Annotated in this window: 13 protein-coding genes and 2 pseudogenes; 6 read left to right on the forward strand and 9 right to left on the reverse strand. The window is 59.6% G+C overall.

Translation table 11 applies throughout. The annotated features are described in order from the left end of the window. Positions 1 to 112: 112 nt before the first annotated feature. Complete coding sequence (mgtA, locus tag DEO48_RS16285; RefSeq protein WP_109845732.1) at positions 113 to 2,821, forward strand: magnesium-translocating P-type ATPase; 2,709 nt, start codon at positions 113 to 115, stop codon at positions 2,819 to 2,821. Positions 2,822 to 2,960: 139 nt separating this feature from the next. Next, positions 2,961 to 5,345 (forward strand): beta-N-acetylhexosaminidase, encoded by a 2,385-nt coding sequence (locus DEO48_RS16290; protein WP_109845733.1) that lies wholly within the window; start codon positions 2,961 to 2,963, stop codon positions 5,343 to 5,345. A 50-nt stretch (positions 5,346 to 5,395) separates the two neighbouring features. Here the strand turns inward: DEO48_RS16290 and ridA are convergent, their stop codons facing one another. The 4 genes from ridA to DEO48_RS16310 form a co-directional block, all read right to left on the reverse strand. Next, entirely contained in the window at positions 5,396 to 5,782 is a 387-nt protein-coding gene (gene ridA / locus DEO48_RS16295) for a 2-iminobutanoate/2-iminopropanoate deaminase (RefSeq protein WP_008501391.1), read from the reverse strand. A gap of 73 nt (positions 5,783 to 5,855) precedes the next feature. Beyond that, complete coding sequence (gene pyrI, locus DEO48_RS16300; RefSeq protein WP_109845734.1) at positions 5,856 to 6,317, reverse strand: aspartate carbamoyltransferase regulatory subunit; 462 nt, start codon at positions 6,315 to 6,317, stop codon at positions 5,856 to 5,858. A 12-nt stretch (positions 6,318 to 6,329) separates the two neighbouring features. Next, positions 6,330 to 7,262, reverse strand: a complete 933-nt coding sequence (gene pyrB / locus DEO48_RS16305) for an aspartate carbamoyltransferase (protein ID WP_023310198.1) — start codon at positions 7,260 to 7,262, stop codon at positions 6,330 to 6,332. Between the two features lie 34 nt (positions 7,263 to 7,296). After that, positions 7,297 to 7,401: a pyrBI operon leader peptide gene (locus DEO48_RS16310; RefSeq protein WP_022646880.1), complete on the reverse strand. Its 105-nt coding sequence runs from the start codon at positions 7,399 to 7,401 to the stop codon at positions 7,297 to 7,299. Here DEO48_RS16310 and DEO48_RS16315 point away from each other — a divergent pair. Further along, positions 7,381 to 7,498 (forward strand): annotated as a pseudogene (locus DEO48_RS16315) (hypothetical protein). The gene DEO48_RS16310 and the pseudogene DEO48_RS16315 sit on opposite strands and share 21 nt — an antisense overlap. A gap of 3 nt (positions 7,499 to 7,501) precedes the next feature. On the opposite strand, the gene DEO48_RS16320 reads toward DEO48_RS16315, so the two are convergent. From DEO48_RS16320 to arcA, 5 genes are all read right to left on the reverse strand, one after another. Further along, positions 7,502 to 7,981, reverse strand: coding sequence for an arginine repressor (locus DEO48_RS16320; protein ID WP_029739272.1), 480 nt, complete (start codon positions 7,979 to 7,981; stop codon positions 7,502 to 7,504). Positions 7,982 to 8,061: 80 nt separating this feature from the next. Further along, on the reverse strand, positions 8,062 to 9,465 hold the full coding sequence (locus tag DEO48_RS16325; protein WP_109845735.1) for a YfcC family protein: 1,404 nt from the start codon (positions 9,463 to 9,465) through the stop codon (positions 8,062 to 8,064). 47 nt (positions 9,466 to 9,512) lie between these two features. After that, entirely contained in the window at positions 9,513 to 10,517 is a 1,005-nt protein-coding gene (gene argF / locus DEO48_RS16330; RefSeq protein ID WP_023310201.1) for an ornithine carbamoyltransferase, read from the reverse strand. Positions 10,518 to 10,635: 118 nt separating this feature from the next. After that, positions 10,636 to 11,547, reverse strand: coding sequence for a carbamate kinase (arcC, locus tag DEO48_RS16335; protein ID WP_109845736.1), 912 nt, complete (start codon positions 11,545 to 11,547; stop codon positions 10,636 to 10,638). A 10-nt stretch (positions 11,548 to 11,557) separates the two neighbouring features. Beyond that, on the reverse strand, positions 11,558 to 12,778 hold the full coding sequence (gene arcA / locus DEO48_RS16340; RefSeq protein WP_042717403.1) for an arginine deiminase: 1,221 nt from the start codon (positions 12,776 to 12,778) through the stop codon (positions 11,558 to 11,560). 675 nt (positions 12,779 to 13,453) lie between these two features. Between arcA and DEO48_RS16350 the strand changes: the two genes are divergently transcribed. The 3 genes and pseudogenes from DEO48_RS16350 to yagF all read left to right on the forward strand — a co-directional run. After that, positions 13,454 to 13,906 carry a YhcH/YjgK/YiaL family protein gene (locus tag DEO48_RS16350; RefSeq protein WP_109845738.1) on the forward strand — a complete coding sequence of 151 codons (453 nt, stop codon included), beginning with the start codon at positions 13,454 to 13,456 and terminating at the stop codon, positions 13,904 to 13,906. A 217-nt stretch (positions 13,907 to 14,123) separates the two neighbouring features. Further along, positions 14,124 to 15,032: a 2-keto-3-deoxygluconate aldolase gene (gene yagE, locus DEO48_RS16355; RefSeq protein WP_109845739.1), complete on the forward strand. Its 909-nt coding sequence runs from the start codon at positions 14,124 to 14,126 to the stop codon at positions 15,030 to 15,032. Between the two features lie 14 nt (positions 15,033 to 15,046). Further along, positions 15,047 to 15,809 (forward strand): annotated as a pseudogene (yagF, locus tag DEO48_RS16360) (xylonate dehydratase YagF); the annotation flags it as partial.

A 15,809-nucleotide genomic window follows, 5' to 3' on the forward strand; every position in this document is an offset into this window, starting at 1 on the left:
GGCAGCAACGTCTTAAACGTTCCTGCTTGAAAAATTGAGTGCCTCTCAGGTACGGCCTTGCCACGCCTGAAGGAATTGCTGCGTCCGCATTCGCGGATGCGGAGGAATGACTATGTTTAAAAATATCACCCGGCAGCTGCAGGCCCTGCTGAGCCGCCACCTGCCACACCGCCTTGTTCAGCGCGACCCGCTGCCAAACGCCAAAAACATGGCGGGGGCGGCGATCCCCGCGTCCCTGACCGAACGCTGCCTGAACGTGGCGGCGATGGATGAAAACGAAGTCTGGCGCGCGTTCGGCGGACACCCGGAAGGGCTAAACGCGGCTGAAGTGGAAAAAATCCGCGCCGTGCACGGCGATAACCAGATCCCGGCGCAAAAGCCTTCTCCGTGGTGGGTGCACCTGTGGCTCTGCTACCGCAACCCGTTCAACCTGCTGCTGACCGTGCTCGGCCTCATCTCCTACGCGACGGAAGATCTGTTTGCCGCAGGGGTGATTGCCCTGATGGTGGGTATCTCCACGCTGCTGAACTTTATTCAGGAGGCCCGCTCCACCAAAGCGGCGGACGCCCTGAAGGCGATGGTCAGCAACACCGCGACCGTCTCGCGCGTGATTAACGATCTCGGCGAAAACGCCTGGGTGGAGCTGCCTATCGACCAGCTGGTGCCGGGCGATCTGGTGAAGCTGGCCGCGGGGGACATGATCCCGGCGGATTTACGCATCATCCAGGCGCGCGATTTGTTCGTGGCGCAGGCCTCGCTGACCGGGGAATCCTTGCCCGTTGAAAAGGTAGCGCGCAGCCGCGACCCGCAGCAGATGAACCCGCTCGAGTGTGACACCCTGTGCTTTATGGGCACCACGGTGGTCAGCGGCACCGCGCAGGCGATTGTCACCGCCACCGGGGGCAACACCTGGTTTGGACAGCTTGCCGGGCGCGTCAGCGAGCAGGAGAGCGAGCCAAACGCCTTCCAGAAAGGGATTGGCCGCGTCAGCATGCTGCTGATCCGCTTTATGATGGTGATGACGCCGATCGTGCTGCTGATCAACGGCTACACCAAAGGCGACTGGTGGGAAGCGGCGCTGTTCGCGCTCTCCGTGGCCGTCGGCCTGACGCCGGAAATGCTGCCGATGATCGTCACCTCCACGCTGGCGCGCGGAGCGGTGAAGCTCTCTAAACAGAAAGTGATCGTCAAACATCTCGACGCCATCCAGAACTTTGGCGCGATGGACATCCTCTGCACCGATAAAACCGGCACCCTGACGCAGGACAAAATCGTGCTGGAGAACCACACCGATATCTCCGGCAAAACCAGCGAGCGCGTCCTGCACAGCGCGTGGCTGAACAGCCATTACCAGACCGGGCTGAAAAACCTGCTCGACGTCGCGGTGCTGGAAGGGGTGGACGAGGAATCCGCCCGCACGCTCTCCGGCCGCTGGCAGAAGGTGGATGAGATCCCGTTCGACTTCGAGCGCCGCCGCATGTCGGTGGTGGTGAGCGAGCAGACGGACGTGCACCAGCTGATCTGCAAAGGGGCGCTGCAGGAGATCCTCAACGTGTCGACGCAGGTTCGCTATAACGGCGACATCGTGCCGCTGGACGACACCATGCTGCGCCGCATCAAGCGCGTCACCGACAACCTGAACCGTCAGGGGCTGCGCGTGGTGGCGGTCGCGAGCAAGTTCCTGCCCACGCGCGAGGGGGACTATCAGCGTATCGACGAATCCGATCTGATCCTCGAGGGCTACATCGCCTTCCTCGATCCGCCGAAAGAGACCACCGCGCCGGCGCTGAAGGCGCTGAAGGCGAGCGGTATTACCGTCAAAATTCTCACCGGCGACAGCGAGCTGGTGGCGGCCAAAGTGTGCCATGAAGTGGGGCTGGATGCGGGCGACGTGGTGGTGGGGAGCGATATTGAGCACCTGTCCGACGACGAGCTGGCGAAGCTTGCCCAGCGTACCACGCTGTTTGCCCGACTGACGCCGATGCACAAAGAGCGCATCGTCACCCTGCTTAAGCGCGAAGGACACGTGGTGGGCTTTATGGGAGACGGCATCAACGACGCGCCCGCGCTGCGTGCGGCGGACATCGGTATCTCCGTCGATGGCGCGGTGGATATCGCCCGCGAAGCGGCGGATATCATTCTGCTGGAAAAAAGCCTGATGGTGCTGGAGGAGGGCGTGATCGAAGGTCGCCGTACCTTTGCCAACATGCTCAAGTACATCAAAATGACCGCCAGCTCCAACTTCGGTAACGTCTTCAGCGTGCTGGTGGCGAGCGCGTTTCTGCCGTTCCTGCCGATGCTGCCGCTGCACCTGCTGATCCAGAACCTGATGTACGACGTGTCTCAGGTAGCGATCCCGTTTGATAACGTCGACGACGAGCAGATCCAGAAGCCGCAGCACTGGAACCCGGCGGATCTCGGGCGCTTTATGCTGTTCTTTGGGCCGATCAGCTCCATCTTCGATATCCTGACCTTCTGCCTGATGTGGTTTGTGTTCCACGCCAACACCCCGGAACACCAGACGCTGTTCCAGTCCGGCTGGTTCGTGGTAGGCCTGCTGTCGCAGACGCTGATTGTGCATATGATCCGCACCCGCCGCATTCCGTTTATCCAGAGCCGCGCCGCGTGGCCGCTGATTGTGATGACGGGGATTGTGATGGCGCTCGGCATCGCGCTGCCGTTCTCGCCGCTGGCAGGCTACCTGCAGCTTCAGGCGCTGCCGCTGGGCTACTTCCCGTGGCTGGTGGCTATCCTCGCGGGCTATATGGTGCTGACGCAGATGGTGAAAGGATTCTATGCGCGTCGGTATGGATGGCAGTAACGGCAGCGCCACCGGGCAATAGCTTTCCTCAAAAATTCAACAACCTGTGATCTCCGTCGGCGCATTCGCTTGACGACAAATTGAGCGCATGTTAACAGAATGTTTTGCCTTTATTTGGCCCGTCAGATAAGGAACATTCATGTTACGGTACAGTCTCTTAACCGCCGGGCTGATGCTCGGCGCCTCTGCGTTTGCTGCCCCGGCAGGCGATCTCCCTTTGATGCCCTGGCCTGCCAAGGTCGAACGCCCGACGACCCAGGGCGCGCTGGTGCTCAGCAACAACGTATCCATTAGCGTCAGCGGGGACGATCTCGGTGATGCCGTCAGCCGCCTGCGCCAGCGCATGGCCCTGCAAACCGGCTGGACGCTGCAGCCGCAGGCTCAAAAACCAGATAAACCGACCATCCGCATCGCGATTGCCAAAAAGGTGAAGCCGCAGCCTCTGCCGGACAGCGATGAAAGCTACAGGCTGACGGTGGACGCCAGCGGCGTCGATATCTCCGCCAACACCCGCTTCGGCGCGCTGCGCGCCATGGAAACGCTGCTCCAGCTGATGCAGAACGGGGCGGAAAACACCTCGCTGCCGTGGGTCACCATTGAAGATTCGCCGCGCTTCCCGTGGCGCGGGCTGCTGCTCGACTCGGCTCGTCACTTTATTCCGCTGCCGGATATCAAGCGCCAGATCGACGGCATGGCCGCGGCGAAGCTCAACGTCCTGCACTGGCACCTGACCGATGACCAGGGCTGGCGCTTCAGCTCGAAGCGCTACCCTAAGCTGACGCAGCTTGCCAGCGACGGGCTGTACTACACGCCTGAACAGATGCGCGAAGTGGTGCGTTACGCCGCCGAGCGCGGTATCCGCGTGGTGCCGGAGATCGACATGCCGGGCCACGCCTCGGCGATTGCCGTGGCCTATCCGGAGCTGATGAGCGCCCCGGGGCCGTACGCCATAGAGCGCCACTGGGGCGTGCTGAAGCCGGTGCTGGATCCCACCAAAGACGCAACTTACGCTTTTGCCGACGCGATGGTCAGCGAACTGGCGGCGATCTTCCCCGATCCGTATCTGCATATCGGCGGTGACGAGGTGGACGACAGCCAGTGGAAAGCGAACGCCGCGATCCAGAATTTCATGCGCGACAACAGGCTGGCGGACAGCCACGCGCTGCAGGCGTATTTCAACCGCAAGCTGGAAACGATCCTTGAGAAGCATCACCGTCAGATGGTCGGCTGGGACGAGATCTACCATCCCGACCTGCCGAAAAGCATTCTGATCCAGTCCTGGCAGGGCCAGGACGCGCTGGGACAGGTGGCGCAGAACGGCTACAAGGGCATTCTGTCGACCGGCTTTTATCTCGACCAGCCCCAGTCCACCGCCTATCACTACCGCAACGAAATTGTCCCGCAGGGACTGAACGGCGTGGATGTGATTGCAGACACCGACAGCGTCCAGAGCTGGGCCTTCTCCATGCCGCGCCTGAAGGGCAAGCCGGTGGAGGGGAGCTTCACGCTGGTGAAAGGGGATGCAGGCTGGCGCGGGTTTATTGATTTTGCCGGGAAATCCCGCCGCGCGGTGCAGGATATTGAATGGCGTGACGACAGCCAGGTGACCTTCACCGTCGATACGTGGATGGGCGAGACGCGCCCGGTGGTCTCCGTCGATAACGACAAGCTCACCGGCTATTTCCTGGTGGGGAATACGCGTTACCCAATCAGCGGCACGCGTCTGGACGCGGTGCCGAAAGGCATTCCGCCCGTCGTGCCGGACGTGGCGAATCAGGCCAACCTGCTCGGCGGGGAAGCCGCGCTGTGGGCGGAAAACGTGGCGGCGCCGGTGCTGGATATCCGCCTGTGGCCGCGCACCTTCGCGGTGGCGGAGAGGCTGTGGTCCGCGCAGGACGTCAACGACGTCGATAACATGTACACTCGCCTGCAGGCGATGGACAGCTGGTCGACGGTGTCGGTCGGGCTGCAGCAGCATACCCAGCAGCAGGTGCAGTTCACGCGCCTTGCCGGTAATGCCGACACGCTGCCGCTGCAGATCCTCGCTCAGGCGGTAGAGCCCGCGCAGTATTACACCCGCCAGCACCTGAAGTTCCAGGCGGGAAATTATCATCAGTTCGAACCGCTCAACCGCTTCGCCGATGCGCTGAACGCCGAAAGCGCCACCGTGCGCCAGATGAAAAAATGGGCGGACCGCCTGGTGAGCGATGCGGAAGACGCGGAAAGCGCCGACGCGCTGCGCCACGTCTTTAACCGCTGGCAGAGCAACACCAGCGACGCGCTGGCGTTAAGCGAAAACAGCTATCAGCTGAAGGCGATGAAGCCGGTGATTCAGGAAGTGGATAAGCTGGCCTCCATTGGCCTGAGGCTGACGGATCTGGTGGCGCGCCAGGGCACGCTGGATGATAAAGAGATAGCCTCGATTCAGAGCGAGCTGGATAACGCGGCGAAGGTTCAGGACGAGGTGGTGATTGCGGCGGTCTATCCGCTGGAGACGCTGCTCAGGGCGACGAGGAATCAGTAGCAAGCAACAAAAAAGGCAGCCCGGGCTGCCTTTTTTATCGCCAAAACGAATTAGCGACGTACCGCAATCGCTTCGATTTCAATTTTCACGTCTTTTGGCAGACGGGCCACTTCCACGCAGGAGCGCGCCGGGAAGGTGGCGTTGTGCTCTGTGAAGAACGCTTCGTAAGTGGCGTTAACGGTCGCGAAATCGTTCAGATCTTTCACGAAAACGGTGGTTTTCACGATATCGCCCACTTTCAGACCGGCAGATTCAACGATAGCCTGCACGTTTTCCAGCGACTGACGCGCCTGTGCTGCGACGTCTTCCGGCACCGCGCCGGTTTTTGGGTTCACCGGGATCTGCCCGGAAGTGATGATCATGCTACCCAGATCAACGCCCTGAACGTAAGGGCCGATAGCCGCGGGTGCATTTTCCGTCGCGAGTACTTTGCTCATGTTTTCTCCAGAATGACAGCGTTAAGAATGTTCCCGGCCATTATAACAGCCGGGATTTCATTACCAACCTCAATTAGTTGGCCAGCACCACATAATGAGAAAACTCTTTTTCGCAGTATTTGCATTTGAGCGCGATGTCATCGGCGCGTTTTTTCACTGCAAAGCTGGAAGAAACCGGCTCAGCGTGACTGATGCAGTTGCTGTTCGGGCAGACCAGTACGCTTTCGATGCGATCCGGCAGGCTCGGGCGGGATTTGCCGACCACTTCATACTCGTCGATGTGGTTGACGGTGGCGTCCGGCGCGTACAGCGACAGCTGGTTGACCTGCTCGTCGGTCAGGAACGTGTTCTCGATTTTAATCAGGTCCTTGCGGCCCATCTCGCCGGACGGCAGGTTCAGGCCGATGGTGATGCGCTGGTCCGTTTCGGTCAGTTTGAACAGCGTCAGCAGCTTAAAGCCCACCTGCGCAGGGATGTGGTCAATCACGGTGCCACGCTTGATGGCTTCAACCTGGAGTTTGTTATCGTGCGTCATGGTCGTCTCCCCTTACAGAGCTAATTCGCGATTCAGAACCAGTGCCAGTAACGCCTGGCGGGCGAAGATGCCGTTTCCTGCCTGCTGGAAGTACCAGGCGTGCGGCGTTTTGTCCACGTCTGTGGTGATCTCATCGATGCGCGGCAGCGGATGCAGGACCTTCATGTTGTCGCGTGCGCCCTCGAGGTCGCTAGCGCGCAGCACGAACTGTGCCTTCACGTTGGCGTATTCGGACGGATCCAGACGCTCTTTCTGCACGCGGGTCATGTAGAGAATATCCACGTGGCTCATCACCTCTTCGATGCTGGCGTGCAGGCTCCACTGAATGCCTTTTTCGTCCAGCATGTCGAGAATGTACTGCGGCATCGCCAGCGCGTCCGGCGCGATGAAGAAGAAGCGGTTACCGTTAAATTTCGCCAGCGCCTGGGTCAGGGAGTGGACGGTACGGCCATACTTCAGGTCGCCGACCATGGCGATATTCAGGTTCTCGAGCTTGCCCTGCGTCTCCTGAATGGTGAACAGATCCAGCAGGGTCTGCGTCGGGTGCTGGTTGGCACCGTCACCGGCGTTCAGCACCGGAATGCCGCCGGAAAACTCGGTCGCCAGGCGCGCCGCGCCCTCCTGCGGGTGACGCATCACAATCGCGTCGACGTAGGTGCTAATCACTGAAATGGTATCCGCCAGGGTTTCGCCTTTTTTACCCAGCGACGTGTTGCTGCTGTCCGAGAAGCCCACCACGCTCGCGCCCAGGCGGTGCATGGAGGTTTCAAAGGAGAGGCGGGTGCGGGTCGAGGCTTCGAAGAAGCAGCTCGCAATCACCTTGTGCTTCAGCAGCTCCGGTTGCGGATTAGCCTTCAGTTTTGCCGCGGTTTCCAGAACCAGTTCCAGCTCTTCGCGGCTGAGGTCGTTTATGGAAATGATGTGTTTTTGATAAAGCGGATTCATGTTTATCTCCTGACGCCGGGCAAAAAAAAGCCCCTCAAATGAGGGGCTCTGGGAATAGGTTTAGCAACGGGAAGAAAAACGGCAGGCCAGCGTCTGATTTCAGACGCGGTAAGACGTTATGTCGTACACGCTTGACCATGCTTCCTCCCGGCAAATTGTCGGGCATTATACGCAGCTCGCTTTTCGGATCAAGCGATTTAATGCACGCTTTACTCAATGCAAACGGTTCTTTATGAATATTAATGCGTTCTGAGTAAATAATTAATTTGCTTATGCACCAGTGCGGTGCGCTTCACGACCCGGGGAGCGACCCAGACGATACTGCTGCCGGCCACCACGCCTAAAATTTCCGGTAGCTGGTGATAATCCAGAATACGCGCCACCGCGCGGCCATATCCGGCGACGGTATGAACAAGGATAAACTCGCTATTGTGCTCGACGCTGACCACCATTTCGGACACGGTACGCGCGGCGTCGGGGGCAGGGCGCAGCTGGGGATTCAGCGAATAAATCTTTAGCCCTTTGGCATTTCGAATTTTTATGACGCCGAGCAATTTAAGCAGACGTGAAACGGTGGACTGGCTGATGGTCTCAAAACCACGCTCCTGCAAATCCCGGCGGATCTCCTCCTGAGAAAGATAGCTCTTTTCTGCGATCAGGCGCTGGCAGACCGTCAGCTGTAGTTGCTCTTTGGGAGAGTACTCTTCGTAATCCATCATAGTTCCCATATCAGTTCCTGAAATAACCGGTGGCACCGCACCGATCCGTAGGCCGGATAAGCGCAGCGCCATCCGGCAAATCACAACAAGGCACCCAGACTTAACGCCACCATAATCACCACCGTTAAAATGCCCAGCAGCGGCGCCACCCATTTCAGATAACGCACGTAGGGCACGCGGGCGATAGCCAGCCCGCCCATCACGACGGCAGAAGTGGGCGTGACGAGGTTAACGATACCGGAGGCCGACTGGTAAGCCGTCACCACCAGGTCGCGGTTGACGTTAGCGAAATCGGCAAGCGGCGCCATGATCGGCATCGTCAGAACGGCCAGGCCGGATGAAGAAGGCACAAGAAACGACAGCACGACCTCCAGCCAGTACATCACGTTGATAAACGCTACCGTGGACAACCCGCTGACCAGCCCTTCCGCGCTGTGCAAAATGGTGTGGGTAATCATGCCCTTATCCATGATGACTACGATACCGCGCGCGATGCCGATAATCAGCGCGACGCCCAGCAAATCTCGCGCGCCGTTGATAAACGTCGACGTCAGCTCCTCTTCGCTCATGCGGGCAATCAGGCCGACGATGATCGCGCTGGCGAGAAACACCGCCGAGATCTCTGCCATCCACCAGCCCAGCACCGCCACGCCGTAGATCATCACCGCGAAGGCGAGGGCGAAAATCACCAGGATGATTTTGCGCACCGGGGTGAATTCCAGCGACTGTTCGCCCTTGTCGCCGAGAAAATGGGCGCGGTTCTCTTCCTGCTTATCCGCAACGATCGACAGCGACGGATCCTGGCGCACCTTACGGGCGTAACGCATCACCCACGCCACGCAGATGATCCAGCCGATGACCAGCAGCGCCACGCGCAGGGCGATGCCGTTAGTGAAGGGGATCCCGGCTGCGTTGGCGGCGATCACCGTGGCAAACGGGTTAATGGTAGAGCCGAGCGTGCCGATCCCCGCCCCGAGCAGCACGGTAGAGGCGGCGACAACCGGATCGAACCGGGCGGCCAGCATCACCGGCACCAGCAGGGTGTAGAACGGCAGCGATTCTTCGGCCATGCCGTAAATCGTGCCGCCTGCGGCAAACAGCGCCATCAGGATGGGGATCATCCACTCCTCGCGCCCGCGCAACCGGGTGGTGACGCGCTCGATCCCGGCGTCAATCGCGCCGGTTTTGGTGACGATCCCGAGAAAGCCCCCGATGATCAGAATAAACAGCGCCACGTCGATCGCCCCGGCCTGGCCGGACTCCGGATCGTACAGCCCGGCAATCGGCGCCATCAGGACGGAAACCAGCCCCTGCGGGTGCGCCGCCACGTGTGCGTAGGTGCCAGCAACCGGCACTTCTTTACCAAGCGCCTCGTTCATCGCCATATGGTACTGCCCGGCCGGAACAATCCACGTCAGCACGGCAACCACGGCAATCAGAAAAAAGAGAATGGTGTAAGCGGAGGGAAACTTAAACTTGCCCATGATGTGCTCCTTAAACCCGGCGCACCCCTTGGCGCGCCGGGCGGTGATTAGTCGCCGAGTGTCGCCACCATGACCGCTTTAATGGTGTGCATGCGGTTCTCTGCTTCGTCGAAGACGATGGAGTTCGGTGATTCGAAGACCTCTTCCGTCACCTCCAGCCCCTTCAGGCCGTACGCCATCTCGATCTCGCGGCCCACTTTGGTGTGTTCGTTGTGGAACGCCGGCAGGCAGTGCATAAACTTGACGTTCGGGTTGCCGGTGGCCTTCATCACGTCCGCGTTGATTTGATACGGCTTCATCAGGCTGACGCGCTCGGCCCAGGCTTCCTTCGGCTCGCCCATGGAGACCCACACATCGGTGTAGAGGAAATCGGTCCCCCGCACCCCTTCTTCCACGTCGTCGGTGAGGGTGATGCGCGCGCCCGTCTCTTTGGCGATGGCGCGGCACTGCTCAACCAGCCCGGCTTCCGGCCAGAAGGATTTCGGCGCGACGAGGCGGATATCCATCCCCATCTTGGCCGCGCCTACCATCAGGGAATTGCCCATGTTGTTGCGCGCGTCGCCGAGATAGGCAAAGCTCAGCTCCGGCAGGGTTTTGCCCGGCGCGTGCTCCAGCATGGTCATCAGGTCGGCGAGGATCTGCGTTGGATGGAACTCGTCGGTCAGGCCGTTCCACACCGGCACGCCCGCGTACTCGCCCAGCTCCTCAACGATGGCCTGGCCGTAGCCGCGGTATTCGATGCCGTCATACATGCGGCCCAGCACGCGGGCGGTGTCTTTCATCGACTCTTTATGGCCGATCTGCGAGCCGCTTGGGCCGAGGTAGGTCACCTGCGCGCCCTGGTCGAACGCGCCCACTTCGAAGGCGCAGCGGGTGCGGGTGGAGGTTTTTTCAAAGATCAGGGCGATGTTTTTCCCGACCAGGGTTTGCTTTTCACGTCCGGCTTTTTTGGCGGCCTTCAGCTCGATGGCGAGGTCGATCAGGTACTGGATCTCCGCCGGGGTGTAGTCCAGCAGTTTCAGGAAGTTGCGGTTTTTCAGATTGATGGTCATGGGTAAATCCTTTTTAAAATTTGCTGTTTGATGCCCTCACCCCGGCCCTCTCCCACGGGGAGAGGGTGTAATCGTCCCCTCTCCCTTAGGGAGAGGGTTAGGGTGAGGGGAAAACGACTCAGTTACGAATCAACGTGCCTTTCTCGCCCGCGAGGATCTCCGCGCCGTCGGCCAGCGCGCCGATCCCGGCTATCCCATTGCAGGCTTCAACGAACTCGCGGCAGGCGGCCACCTTCGGCCCCATCGATCCGGCGTCGAACTGCATGCCCCTGAGCAGTTCCGGCGTCACCTGCGCCAGCGGACGCTGGGTCGGTTTGCCCCAGTCGAGATACACCGCGTCGGCATCGGTGAGGATCAGCAGGGCATCGGCCTCGATCTGGCGCGCCAGCAGGGCGGCGGAGAGGTCTTTGTCGATCACCGCCTCAATGCCGCGATAGCCGTTAGCGTGTTCCACCACCGGTACGCCGCCGCCGCCGTTGCAGATCACCAGATGGTCGCGCTGGATCAGCGCCGTGATGGCGTCGCTCTCGACGATGCGCTTCGGCTGCGGAGACGGCACCACGCGGCGGACGTAGCTCCCGTCGGCCTTGAACACCCAGCCTTTTTCCGCGGCCAGCATTTTTGCCTGGGCTTCGCTGTACACCGGGCCGATGTATTTGGTCGGGTTGCTGAAGGCCGGGTCGGCAGCGTCCACTTCCACCTGCGTGAGCAGGACGCTCACCTCGCGCTGCGGCAGATTGTTTTTCAGCGCCTGCTGGAGCATGTAGCCGATCATTCCCTGGCTTTCGGCGCCGAGAACGTCCAGCGGGTAGGGCGTCACTTTGTCGTAGGCGCTGTTCTGCAGCGCCAGCAGCCCGACCTGCGGCCCGTTGCCGTGCACCAGCACCACGCGCCACTGCTCCGTCAGCCCGGCGATGGTGCGCGCGGCCTGCTCGATGTTCTGGCGCTGGATCTCCGCTTCCAGCGGCTCGCCGCGCTTGAGCAGCGCGTTGCCGCCCAGGGCCACAACCAGAGTGGGTTTTCGTTCCATGATGGCTCCTTTAAATTCCGTCGCGTTCCAGCGGGCAGCTCATGCAGCGCGCGCCGCCGCGGCCGCGTCCGAGCTCGTCGCCAGGGATGGGCAGCACGGTGATGCCCGCTTTGTCGTACTTCTCGTTGGTCCAGACGTTGCGCTCGTAGCCGATCACCACGCCCGGGCGGATGGTCAGCACGTTGTTGGCGTCGTTCCACTGCTCGCGTTCGGCTTCAAAGGCGTCGCCGCCGGTGGTGATCAGGCGCACCTGGCTAATGCCGAGCGCTTTCTCGATGGCGTGCAGCAGGTCGGTTTCCTGGGTGCGCAGCAGGCCGCCGCGTCCGTCCGGGGTGAGCGTCCAGCACTGGGCGTCCTTGCGCACCACTTCCGGGTAAACGGAGAAGGTGTCCACGTCGATGTGGGTCATTACGGTGTCGAGGTGCATGCAGGAGCGGTGTTTTGGCAGCTCAACGGCGATCACGCGCTCGGCCTGGCGGTGTTTGAACAGGCTGTTGGCGAGGAACTCCACGCCCTGCGGCGTCGTGCGCTCGGACATGCCGATCAGTACCGCCCCGCGGCCAATCACCAGTACGTCGCCGCCTTCTAACGTGGCGTGGTCGTAATTAATATTCTCGTCGCCGAAATACTTAATAAAATCGCCGTCGGCAAACGCCGGGTGCCAGCGATATATTGCCCGCAGGTTATTGGTTTCACGCTGACGGGCCGGTTTCGCCATTGGGTTAATAGAGACGCCGTTATAAATCCAGCACGAGGTATCGCGAGTAAATAAATGGTTCGGCAGCGGCTTCATAATAAAATCATTCGCCGTGTGGGTATCCACTACCATATTTTTAATGGCCGCCGGAATTTCGCCGTAGGTTAATCCGCCGCTCAGTCTGCGCGCCAGTTCCCGGTGCGGCATATCCGCCAGCCAGCCGCGCACGTCGCCGGCAAAGGTTGGGCCGAGGCGATAGTCAGAGATTTGGGTATCCAACAGCCAGGCTTTCGCTTCTGCAATATCAAGGGTTTGTGTCAGAAGGTCGGTCAACAGCAGGACTTCAACACCCTGCTCGCGCAGCGTGTTGGCGAAGATGTCATGCTCCTCACCCGCCCGCTCAACCGAGAGCACGTCATCGAAAAGCAGCTCCTGACAGTTTGATGGCGTTAAACGTTTCAGACTTAAATTAGGACGGTGCAGCATAACGCTACGCAATTGACCAATTTCAGAACCGACGTAATGCTTTTCCATAATTATTCCTTTAACTGTTTTTCAGAATAAAAAGGGCATGCGCCATGTGATGTGTTTAATTTCATGGCGGCTAAGCTCAATTGATTTCGTGATTCATACTAGGGGGTTAAATAATCCGTATTGTGATATTGCTCACGCGAAAATGGATATTAAGCGGTTTGTTTTCATTTGCATGATTCGCATCAGATAATGATTAATTGATTATTCTGGCGAGGTGAATAGCTAAGCACTATCCGTTGTCATTATTTTCAGTTGTTAGTGTTTTGTAGAATTTAATGCTTTGAAATGTTTTGTTAAAGTATTGATTTTAATTGTTTTTATAGTTTTTGTGGAATGACTATGCATTATTGCTAATTAACTATTTTTGGCTTAAGGAAAATCAATAAATATTTATTGAATTTAATAGCAAATTATCAAAGTGATAAAATGTGAAGCGGTAGCGAGTTTTGTTGTTAAGGCCTGGCGATCAATGAGTTAGCGCAAGGGCGTGATAACGAAGAGCTGAAGATATGCATAATGACTGCATAAATGCCTGCGAGGGCTTAACAGCAAATTAACACCATTCCCGATAAACATGCGTTCGCGCAAAACCCCTCTAAAAAGCGCTGGTATGGCAGCCTTAACTCTCGTATAAGAGATAAAAATGAAACGTTGTTTTATATGGAGGAATTTCACATGATTATCGGCAACATCCACCATCTGCAGTCCTGGCTGCCTGACGAGTTGCGCCAGGCGATTGAGCACGTTAAAGCCCACGTCACCGACGCCACGCCGCTCGGGAAACACGACATCAACGGCAACAGCCTTTTTTATCTGGTCTCTGAAGACATGACCCAGCCGTTCGCCGAGCGCCGCGCCGAGTACCACGCGCGCTATCTGGATATCCAGATCGTGATGAAGGGGCAGGAGGGGATGACCTTCAGCACCCTGCCGCACGGCACGCCGGATACCGACTGGCTGGCCGAGAAAGACATCGCATTCCTGCCGGAAGGCGAGCAGGAGAAAACCGTGGTGCTTAGCGAAGGGGATTTTGTGGTGTTCTGGCCGGGCGAGGTGCACAAGCCGCTGTGCGCGGTGGGCGCGCCTGCGAAGGTCAGGAAAGTGGTTGTTAAAATGTTGGTTGAGTAACCCTTCCCCCTCACCCTCACCCTAACCCTCTCCCCGTGGGAGAGGGCCGGGGTGAGGGCACCAGACCGCACCCACGCAATATGTGATCCAGCTTAAATTTCCCGCACTCCCTCTTCCCTTCCCATTTACCTGCGCTTTTTCTGCGTCATAGTATGATCGTTAAAATAATGAACACCGTTCTATAATGTAGAACAAAATGATTCAACAAGGAGATCTCATGCCGAAGTCCGCGTTGTTCACGGGAATCATTCCCCCTGTCTCCACCATTTTTACCGCCGACGGCCAGCTCGATAAGATGGGCACCGCCGCGCTGATCGACGATCTCATCAAAGCAGGCGTTGACGGTCTGTTCTTCCTGGGCAGCGGCGGTGAGTTCTCCCAGCTCGGCGCCGAAGAGCGTAAAGTCATTGCCCGCTTTGCTATCGAGCACGTCGATCGTCGCGTGCCGGTCCTGATCGGCACCGGTGGCACCAACGCCCGGGAAACCATTGAACTGAGCCAGCACGCGCAGCAGGCGGGCGCGGACGGCATCGTGGTGATTAACCCTTACTACTGGAAAGTGTCGGAAGCGAACCTGATCCGCTATTTCGAACAGGTGGCCGACAGCGTCGCGCTCCCGGTGATGCTCTATAACTTCCCGGCGCTGACCGGGCAGGATCTGACGCCGGCGCTGGTCAAAACCCTGGCCGACTCGCGCAGCAACATCGTCGGCATTAAAGATACCATTGACTCCGTGGCCCACCTGCGCAGCATGATCCACACCGTCAAAGCCGCCCATCCGCACTTCACCGTGCTCTGCGGCTACGATGACCATCTGTTTAATACCCTGCTGCTCGGCGGCGACGGGGCGATCTCGGCCAGCGGCAACTTTGCCCCGCAGGTGTCGGTGAATCTTCTGAAAGCCTGGCGGGAGAAAGACGTGGCGAAAGCGGCCGGGTATCATCAGACCTTACTGCAAATACCGCAGATGTATCAGCTGGATACGCCGTTTGTGAACGTCATTAAAGAGGCGATTGTGCTCTGCGGCCGCCCGATCTCCACGCACGTGCTGCCGCCCGCGTCACCGCTGGACGAGCCGCGCAAGGCGCAGCTGAAAACCCTGCTGCAACAGCTCAAGCTCTGCTGAGCCGGACGATAACCATGACCATCGAGAACATTTTCACCCCGCAGGACGATGCGTTTTATGCGGTGATCACCCACGCAGCGGGGCCGCAGGGCGCGCTGCCGCTGACCCCGCAGATGCTGATGGAATCCCCCAGCGGCAACCTGTTCGGCATGACGCAGAACGCCGGGATGGGCTGGGACGCCAACAGGCTGACCGGCAAAGAGGTGCTGATTATCGGCACCCAGGGCGGCATCCGCGCCGGGGACGGGCGCCCGGTCGCGCTGGGCTACCACACCGGGCACTGGGAGATCGGCATGCAGATGCAGGCGGCGGCGAAGGAGATCGCCCGCAACGGCGGGATCCCGTTTGCGGCCTTCGTCAGCGATCCCTGCGACGGGCGCTCGCAGGGCACGCATGGCATGTTCGACTCCCTGCCGTACCGCAACGACGCGGCGATCGTGTTTCGCCGCCTGATCCGTTCCCTCCCGACGCGCCGGGCGGTGATTGGCGTCGCCACCTGTGATAAAGGGCTGCCCGCCACCATGATTGCCCTGGCCTCGATGCACGACCTGCCGACCATTCTGGTGCCGGGCGGGGCGACGCTGCCGCCAACCGTGGGGGAAGACGCGGGCAAGGTGCAGACCATTGGCGCGCGCTTTGCCAACCACGAACTCTCCCTGCAGGAGGCCGCCGAGCTGGGCTGCCGTGCCTGCGCCTCGCCGGGCGGCGGATGTCAGTTCCTCGGCACGGCGGGCACCTCGCAGGTGGTCGCGGAAGCGCTGGGGCTGGCGCTGCCGC

The organism is Enterobacter sp. CGMCC 5087, from assembly GCF_003144775.1.
Lineage (GTDB): Bacteria > Pseudomonadota > Gammaproteobacteria > Enterobacterales > Enterobacteriaceae > Enterobacter > Enterobacter cloacae_M.

Coding starts and splice junctions, on each gene's coding strand:
- mgtA (WP_109845732.1), top strand. CDS start 113: ATGTTTAAAAATATCACCCGGCAGCTGCAGGCCCTGCTGAGCCGCCAC.
- DEO48_RS16290 (WP_109845733.1), top strand. CDS start 2,961: ATGTTACGGTACAGTCTCTTAACCGCCGGGCTGATGCTCGGCGCCTCT.
- ridA (WP_008501391.1), bottom strand. CDS start 5,782: ATGAGCAAAGTACTCGCGACGGAAAATGCACCCGCGGCTATCGGCCCT.
- pyrI (WP_109845734.1), bottom strand. CDS start 6,317: ATGACGCACGATAACAAACTCCAGGTTGAAGCCATCAAGCGTGGCACC.
- pyrB (WP_023310198.1), bottom strand. CDS start 7,262: ATGAATCCGCTTTATCAAAAACACATCATTTCCATAAACGACCTCAGC.
- DEO48_RS16310 (WP_022646880.1), bottom strand. CDS start 7,401: ATGGTCAAGCGTGTACGACATAACGTCTTACCGCGTCTGAAATCAGAC.
- DEO48_RS16320 (WP_029739272.1), bottom strand. CDS start 7,981: ATGATGGATTACGAAGAGTACTCTCCCAAAGAGCAACTACAGCTGACG.
- DEO48_RS16325 (WP_109845735.1), bottom strand. CDS start 9,465: ATGGGCAAGTTTAAGTTTCCCTCCGCTTACACCATTCTCTTTTTTCTG.
- argF (WP_023310201.1), bottom strand. CDS start 10,517: ATGACCATCAATCTGAAAAACCGCAACTTCCTGAAACTGCTGGACTAC.
- arcC (WP_109845736.1), bottom strand. CDS start 11,547: ATGGAACGAAAACCCACTCTGGTTGTGGCCCTGGGCGGCAACGCGCTG.
- arcA (WP_042717403.1), bottom strand. CDS start 12,778: ATGGAAAAGCATTACGTCGGTTCTGAAATTGGTCAATTGCGTAGCGTT.
- DEO48_RS16350 (WP_109845738.1), top strand. CDS start 13,454: ATGATTATCGGCAACATCCACCATCTGCAGTCCTGGCTGCCTGACGAG.
- yagE (WP_109845739.1), top strand. CDS start 14,124: ATGCCGAAGTCCGCGTTGTTCACGGGAATCATTCCCCCTGTCTCCACC.